General features: G+C 63.8%; 5 protein-coding genes and 1 pseudogene. 4 read left to right on the forward strand and 2 right to left on the reverse strand.

The annotated features are described in order from the left end of the window. Nucleotides 1-154, forward strand: a pseudogene (locus EOD07_RS38525) (phosphodiesterase); the annotation flags it as partial. 51 nt (nucleotides 155-205) lie between these two features. Here EOD07_RS38525 and EOD07_RS14220 read toward each other — a convergent pair. Beyond that, nucleotides 206-2014: an NAD(P)/FAD-dependent oxidoreductase gene (locus tag EOD07_RS14220; RefSeq protein ID WP_127235923.1), complete on the reverse strand. Its 1809-nt coding sequence runs from the start codon at nucleotides 2012-2014 to the stop codon at nucleotides 206-208. Nucleotides 2015-2178: 164 nt separating this feature from the next. Further along, nucleotides 2179-4101, reverse strand: coding sequence for a sigma-54-dependent Fis family transcriptional regulator (locus tag EOD07_RS14225; protein ID WP_127235924.1), 1923 nt, complete (start codon nucleotides 4099-4101; stop codon nucleotides 2179-2181). Nucleotides 4102-4444: 343 nt separating this feature from the next. On the opposite strand from EOD07_RS14225, the gene EOD07_RS14230 reads away from it, so the two are divergent. From EOD07_RS14230 to EOD07_RS14240, 3 genes are all read left to right on the forward strand, one after another. Further along, on the forward strand, nucleotides 4445-6226 hold the full coding sequence (locus EOD07_RS14230; RefSeq protein ID WP_127235925.1) for an acetolactate synthase 3 large subunit: 1782 nt from the start codon (nucleotides 4445-4447) through the stop codon (nucleotides 6224-6226). A gap of 85 nt (nucleotides 6227-6311) precedes the next feature. Next, the gene (gene ilvN, locus EOD07_RS14235) at nucleotides 6312-6887 is read left to right on the forward strand and encodes an acetolactate synthase small subunit (RefSeq protein WP_040982128.1); all 576 of its coding nucleotides are present in this window, start codon (nucleotides 6312-6314) and stop codon (nucleotides 6885-6887) included. A 119-nt stretch (nucleotides 6888-7006) separates the two neighbouring features. Beyond that, nucleotides 7007-7603 carry a LysE family translocator gene (locus EOD07_RS14240; RefSeq protein WP_127235926.1) on the forward strand — a complete coding sequence of 199 codons (597 nt, stop codon included), beginning with the start codon at nucleotides 7007-7009 and terminating at the stop codon, nucleotides 7601-7603. Nucleotides 7604-8009: the final 406 nt, after the last annotated feature.

Raw genomic sequence — 8009 nt, forward strand, 5'->3', positions numbered from 1 at the left:
GTTCCGCAGCAATCCCTTCCATGACGAAGCGGTGCGCGTGCGCATTTGGGACGAGGGCGGCAAGGTCGCCGACATGAAGACGCGTGCCTTTCGCGATTACGTGCCGTTGCTCGAGCGGGTGGTGAAGAAGTTCGCGGCGGAAAAAGCGGCATAGACGCGGAAGCCCGGCTGGCCGGGCTTCCGCCATCCGCGAGAGCGCCATACGTCAGCTCTTGTGGTAGACCTCCTGCAGCCCATAGACCGGCGTCGGCAACCCGACCTGCCTGGCTTTCAACTGCAGTGACAGATACTGCGAGTAGTGGCGCGACTGGTGCAGGTTGCCGCCATGGAACCACAGCGCTTCCTGTTGCGTCGGCTTCCACATGTTGCGCTGCTCGCCTTCCCATGGGCCGGGATCCTTGGTGGTGGCGGAGCCCAGGCCCCAGACCTTGCCGACTTTGTCCGCCACCTCCTGCGAGATGAGATCGGCGGCCCAGCCGTTCATCGAGCCGTAGCCGGTGGCATAGATCACGAGGTCGGCCGGCAGTTCGGTGCCATCGACGAATTTGACGCCGGTCTCGGTGAGTTCCTGCACCGCGGCGCCCGGTCCGCTCTTCAGCTTGATCGAGCCGTCGATGACGAGGTCGCAGGCGCCGACATCAATGTAGTAGCCGGAGCCACGGCGCAGGTATTTCATGAACAGGCCGGAGCCGTCATCGCCCCAATCGAGCATGAAGCCGGCCTTTTCCAGGTCCGCGTAGAATTTCGCGTCGCGCTCCTTCATCTGCTCGTAGAGCGGAATCTGGAACTCGTGCAGGATGCGGTAAGGCAGCGAGGCGAAGATCATGTCGGCCTTGCGCGTCGTCATGCCGTTCTCGACCGCCTGCTCGGAGTAGAGCGCGCCAAGCCCGATATCCATCAGCGTGTCCGACTTGACGATATGGGTCGACGAGCGCTGCACCATGGTCACGTCCGCGCCGCCTTCCCAAAGTGCTGCGCAGATGTCGTGCGCCGAGTTGTTCGAGCCGATGACCACCACCTTCTTGCCCCGGTATTTGTCCGGGCCGGGATGGGTCGAGGAGTGCTGCTGCTCGCCCTTGAAGATGTCCTGGCCCTTGTATTTCGGCCAGTTCGCCTTGCCGGACATGCCGGTCGCCAGCACCAGTTGCTTGGGCTTGAGCACGATCTCCTTGCCGTCGCGCTCGACGACGACGGTCCACTCCTTGGCCTTCTCGTCGTATTTGGCGGATTTGGCGGTGGTGGAGGACCAATAGTTCAGCTCCATCACCTTGGTGTACATCTCCAGCCAGTCGCCGATCTTGTCCTTCGGCGCGAAGACCGGCCAGTTCTTCGGGAAGTCGATATAGGGCAGGTGATCGTACCAGACCGGGTCGTGCAGGCAGAGCGACTTGTAGCGCTTGCGCCAGGAGTCGCCGGGACGATCGTTCTTCTCGACGATGATGGCCGGCACGCCGAGCTGCTTCAGCCGGGCGCCGAGCGCGATACCGCCCTGGCCGCCGCCGATGATGACGACATAGGGCTGCTTGCTATGGCCGAGCTCGGCGATCTCGTCGTCGCGCTCCTCACGCCACGTCTTGCGGTCCTTGCCGTGTCCGTGCTTGGCGCCGAGCGGACGGGTGAAGCCAGCTTTCTCCTCATGCCCTTTCAGCTCGGCCATCGTGGTGAGCAGGGTCCAGATCAGGTCGCCCTTGAACCGCACGAGGCCGAAGCCGCGCGCCACATTCGTCTCGAAGGTGATCCAGGCGGTGATGACGCCGCCGTCCTCGCTCGCTTCCTCGCCCTTGGCCACCGACCAGCCGGTCGGCTTGGTGTTGGCCAGCGTCGCCCGCAGCATGTCGCGAACCTGGTCCTGGCCCTCCATCGTCTTCAGGTTCCAGGTGAAGGTGACGAGGTCGCGCCAGTAGCAGTCGGCCTGGAAGCAGTTGACGGCGCTGTCGATGTCGCCGGCTTCCAGCGCCTTGCCGAACTTGTCGAGCAGCGCCTGCGCCTTGGTGGTGGGTGTTCTCTCGAGCATTTGTTCTCCTCCACTTGCTAGAGTGCGCCATGAGCAGCAAGCGGCGTGCCAACCGTGGCGCTCATTATGGATTGCAATGGAATCAACCTGTTAGGACGCTCTTCCGTCGTCGTGCCTGTTGCGTTTCTGTTGCACGCGCTACGGCGCGCCACACCCCCGTAATATCAGTTCGGCGCTTCCAGCCGCAGGCGCTTCATGCGGCGATGCACCGTGGTGCGGTCGACGCCGAGCCGCCGCGCGGCCTCGGAAATGTTCCAGCCGGTTGCCGCCAAAACGGCCAGCAGGGCGTTGCGCTCTTCCTCGGGCGAGGGGGCGCGCAGCGCGACCAGGCTGGCGGCTGGGGCCGGGGGCGCCGTGCGGGACGTGGCGAAATCGGGCAGGTCGGAAGGCTGGATCGTCTCATCGTCGCAAAGCGCCACCGCCAGATCCACGGCGTTGACCAGCTCACGGATGTTGCCGGGCCAGTCATGGCGGATCAGCGCCAGTCGCGCCGCCGGCGACAGTCTTGCCGGCCGCCCGGCCAGGCGCGCGCGCTCACCGACCAGCCGTTCCAGCAGCCATTCGAAATCCGTGCGCTCGCGCAGTGGCGGCAAGGTCAGCGAAGCGGCGTTCAGCCTATAGAACAGGTCCTCGCGGAAACGGCCCTCGGCAACCAGCTGGCGCAGGTCATGATGCGAGGCGGAGATGATCTTGATGTCGACAGGCCGAGGCGCGATGCCGCCGACCGGGACCAGCTCGCGCTCGGCGATCACCCGCAAAAGCCGCGATTGCAGCGCGTAGGGCATATCGCCGATCTCGTCGAGGAACAGCGTGCCGCCGTCGGCGCTCTCGATCAGACCCTTGCGCCCCTTGGCCGTGGCGCCGGTAAAGGCGCCGGCGGCGTGCCCGAACAGCTCGCTCTCGATCAGATGTTCCGGGATAGCCGCGCAGTTGATGGCCACGAACGGGCCGGCGCGCCCGGAACTGTCATGGATCGCCCGGGCGAGAACCTCTTTGCCGGAGCCGGTCTCGCCATGGATCAGGATCGGGATCGCGGTGCGCGCCAGCTTGGCTGCCCGCATTTGCACCGCCGTCATAACCGGGTCGCCGCCCGAAAGCCCGGCGATCGGTCCCGGCAGCACCTCCACAGGGACGCGGCGTCCACTCGTCGGCTGCGGTTCGATGGCATGCGCGAACAGCGCGCTGCCGTTGCGGCCGAACACCAGCCGCTCCTCGGTCGGACGGCCGCGTGTCAAATTCGGCAAGTCGTCGACATCCATGTCGAGGAAACGCGAGATCGGCTGGCCGATCGGCGAGGGCGAGAGCCTCCAGTCGATGCCGCCGGCTTGCGCCAGAAGCAGCGCCGCGCCGCGCGTCGTGCCGAGGATGCGGCCCGACGCGTCGAGCGCGATGGCCGCTTCCGGATCGACGTCGAGGAATTCGGGCGAACGTGAGAAGCGCAGCACCCATTCCGAATGCATCTGCGCCATCAAATTGGCGAGCTCGATGCGCCGGGCGGATGCCGTCACAAGGTGAAGGGCAAGGTTCTGGCTGACCTTCGGCTGTGGCGAGCGCAGCAGCGAGATGTCGAGCACGGCGGTCAATTCGCCCTTGGTGTCGAAGATCGGCGCAGCGGTGCAGGAGAGCGGCGTGTGGGTGGTGTCGAAATGGTCGGTCTGGTGAATGGTCATCGCCTCGCCGGTGACGATGCAGGAGCCGACGCCGCAGGTTCCGGTGCGGCTCTCCGACCATTCGGAGCCGAGATAGAGCCCGGCCTTGCGCAACTGATCCATGAACAGCGGGTCGCCGAGAAAGTCGACGGTGACGCCCTTGGCGTCGGCCAGCAGCAAGACGTAGTTCTGGCCAGCCACCTGCTTGAACAATGTCTCCAGGCCGCTGCGGGCAATGGCGATCAGCCTTTCGGACTGCTCGCGGTGCTCGCGCAACTGCGTTTCGGGAACGATGTAGGCTTCCGTCGGACGTGCCGGGTCGAGCCGATGCGTGTCGATGCAGCGCAGCCAGGATTGGACCACGATATCGTCGCGGGCCGATCGCGCGCCGGACAGCACCTGTTCGATTTCGCGGATATGCTCCCGCTCGCCAGCCATGCGTCCTCCTCGCACGTCCTTTGCCAACGCATAGTGGTGCGTCGGAGAGGCTCGCTCAACTGTACTATGGTAGCTGTATCAAAGGAACGCGGGGCGCCATTCTCACAGGCGGGTGAATTCGTACGGGACCCCATTGACGAGCCCGCGTTTTCGCCCTTATTGTCCGCGCCCATGAAAACGGCACTCATTCTCGTAGGCTGGCGCGTGGGCAAGGCGGTGTAACCGCCGGGCGAAATCCTCCCATGCGCACCACACAGGCTCCCTCGGGGGCCTTTTTTATTGCCTCCAATCGAACTAAACGACCAGCAAATCGCCAGATGGCGGACAGTACGGGACCAGACCGATGAGCAACGGACAGAACGAGCGGCGTGAAATGACGGGCGCCGAAATGGTGGTGCAGGCGCTGAAGGACAATGGCGTCAAGCACATCTTCGGCTACCCGGGCGGCGCGGTTCTCCCGATTTACGATGAAATTTTTCAACAAGACGAGGTCGAGCACATCCTGGTCCGGCACGAGCAGGGCGCCGGCCATGCGGCGGAAGGCTATGCGCGCTCGACCGGCAAGGCCGGCGTGCTTCTGGTGACGTCCGGCCCCGGCGCCACCAACGCGGTGACGCCGCTGCAGGATGCGCTGATGGATTCCATTCCGCTGGTCTGCCTCACCGGCCAGGTGCCGACGTCGCTGATCGGCTCCGACGCCTTCCAGGAATGCGACACGGTCGGCATCACGCGGCCCTGCACCAAGCACAACTGGCTGGTGAAGGACGTCAACGAGCTCGCCGCCACCATCCATGAAGCGTTCCATGTCGCGACGACCGGGCGGCCCGGTCCCGTCGTGGTCGACATCCCGAAGGACGTGCAGTTCGCCAAGGGCATCTATGTGCCGCCGCAGACGGCGCCGCGCACCAGCTACCAGCCGAAGGTCCAGGGCGACCTGGAAAAGGTGAAGGCGGCGGTCGAGCTGATGGCCGGTGCCAAGAAACCGATCATCTATTCGGGCGGCGGCGTCATCAATTCGGGACCGGAAGCCAGCCATCTGCTGCGCGAGCTGGTCGACCTCACCGGCTTCCCGATCACCTCGACGCTGATGGGGCTCGGCGCCTATCCGGCATCCGGCAAGAACTGGGTCGGCATGCTCGGCATGCACGGCACCTACGAAGCCAATATGGCGATGCATGACTGCGACGTGATGGTCTGCATCGGCGCGCGCTTCGACGACCGCATCACCGGCCGGCTCAATGCGTTCTCGCCGAATTCGAAGAAGATCCACATCGACATCGACCCGTCCTCGATCAACAAGAACGTCCACACCGATGTGCCGATCATCGGCGATGTCGGCCGCGTGCTGGAGGATCTGGTGCGGCTGTGGCGGGCGACCGCCAAGACCGACAAGAAGGCGCTCTATCCGTGGTGGGAGCAAATCGCGAAATGGCGGGCGCGCGATTCGCTCGCCTACAAGATGAACAACGACGTCATCATGCCGCAATATGCGATCCAGCGGCTCTACGCGCTGACCAAGGACATGGACACCTATATCACCACCGAGGTCGGCCAGCACCAGATGTGGGCGGCGCAGCACTATCATTTCGACAAGCCGAACCGCTGGATGACCTCGGGCGGCCTGGGCACGATGGGCTATGGCCTGCCGGCGGCGCTCGGCGTGCAGATCGCGCATCCGGACGCGCTGGTCATCGACATCGCCGGCGACGCTTCGGTGCAGATGACGATGCAGGAGATGAGCTCGGCGGTGCAGTATGAGGCGCCGATCAAGATCTTCATCCTCAACAACCAGTATATGGGCATGGTGCGCCAGTGGCAGCAGCTGCTGCATGGCAACCGGCTGTCGCATTCCTACACCGAGGCGATGCCGGACTTCGTCAAGCTGGCGGAAGCCTATGGCGGCCACGGCATCCGTTGCGACAAGCCGGATGAGCTCGACGACGCGATCAGGGAGATGATCTCGGTGAAGAAGCCGGTTCTGTTCGACTGCCGCGTGGCGACCTTGGCCAACTGCTTCCCGATGATTCCGTCGGGCAAGGCGCATAACGAGATGCTCCTGCCGGACGAGGCGACCGACGAAGCGGTGGCCAACGCCATCGACGCCAAGGGCAGGGAACTGGTTTAGAGCATGATGCCGGGGCGGGGCTATCGCGAGAAAGCCGTGCGCAAACAGAGAATTAGCTCAAAAGTCTGAAATCGAGATTCACGTCATGAACGCACAGCACCTTCAACCGACCGGCTCCGCCTATTTCATCGCCAAGGAGACCGAGAAGCCGGAAACGCACACGCTTTCGGTGCTGGTCGACAACGAGCCGGGCGTGCTTGCCCGCGTCATCGGCCTGTTTTCCGGTCGCGGCTACAACATCGAGAGCCTTACCGTCTCCGAGACCGAGCATGAGAAGCATCTGTCGCGCATCACCATCGTGACGCGCGGCACGCCGCATGTGATGGAGCAGATCAAGAACCAGCTCGAGCGCATCGTGCCGGTGCACCGGGTGGTCGACCTGTCCGTCCGTTCGCACGAGCTCGGCCAGGACCGGCCGCTGGAACGCGAGCTCGCGCTGGTCAAGGTCGCCGGCACCGGCGATGCCCGGGTCGAGGCGCTCCGCCTTGCGGACGCTTTCCGCGCCTCGGTCATCGACGCCAACACCGAGCATTTCATCTTCGAGATCACCGGCAAGGGCTCCAAGCTCGACCAGTTCATTGCCATCATGAAGCCGCTTGGCCTGGTCGAGATCTGCCGTACCGGCGTCGCCGCGATGAACCGCGGCCCGCAGGGAATGTGACAAGGACGCCAGCGCTCACACCGTTTCAACCTTGTCTCTGGTCCGGCAGTCCTCCGCCGGTGGCTTTTGCGCATCTGCTAAAAAAGGGACAGTAAGGCTGACATATCCGGGAGGATGACATGTCGCTCGACGCATTCCTTGCCCTGTTGGTCTACGCCTTCGTGACGTCGATCACGCCGGGGCCGAACAACCTCATGCTGCTCGCTTCCGGCGTCAATTTCGGTATCGCCAGGACGGTCCCGCACATGCTGGGCGTCAGCATCGGCTTTCTGATCCTGCTGCTGGCCGTCGGCTTCGGGCTCGGCGCGGTGCTCACGGCGCTGCCTGCGCTGCATACGGCGCTGAAGATCGCGGGCGCCGCCTATCTGCTCTACCTTGCCTGGAAGATCGCCATGTCGCGCTCGATGAGCGACGGGAAAGGGGCGGAGGGACGGCCGATGCGCTTCATCGACGCCGCTGCCTTCCAGTGGGTCAATCCCAAGGCATGGGTGATGGCGATCACCGCCATGGCCGTCTACACCAATGCCAACCACCCGTTCGTCTCCGTGGCGCTGATCTCGATCGCCTTCACCATTGTCAACCTGCCCAGCGTTTCGGTGTGGGCCGGTTTCGGTACGGCGCTGCGCGGCTTCCTGTCGGATCCGGTGCGGCTGAAATGGTTCAACATCGCCATGGGTCTATTGCTGGCGGCGACACTATGGCCGATGCTTCGCTAGTAAAGATGTGTTGATATTCAGGTGATGGCGGCCCACGGCTTCCCGTCTCACCTCTATCGAAAACGCTCGGCTCCGTTCCCGGAAAGGGGCATTTTCGGCCTACTTTCGATCAGAGAAGGGCGCCTGATCCTGCTCATTTGCCGGCTGCCCAACATTTGTGCACTGCACATTAAATCTTCGTAATGCCGAGTTTTGGCCCTTTTCCGCCAAGGCCTTGTCCTATCTATTCGGCGAAAATCGCGGCGAAGAGCCGTGAATCGAGCTACAATGGACCACCGGGATCGGCGCGTCGGGTAGAGGGCTTGTTTGTCGATGCGCGGAAAAATCGCCTTTGCAATTGTTGCGGTCGCCTGTCTGGCGGGCGCCGGGCTCTATTTTTCGCCCACGACTTTGGCCAAGGTGCAGC

The organism is Mesorhizobium sp. M2C.T.Ca.TU.002.02.1.1, assembly GCF_003997225.1.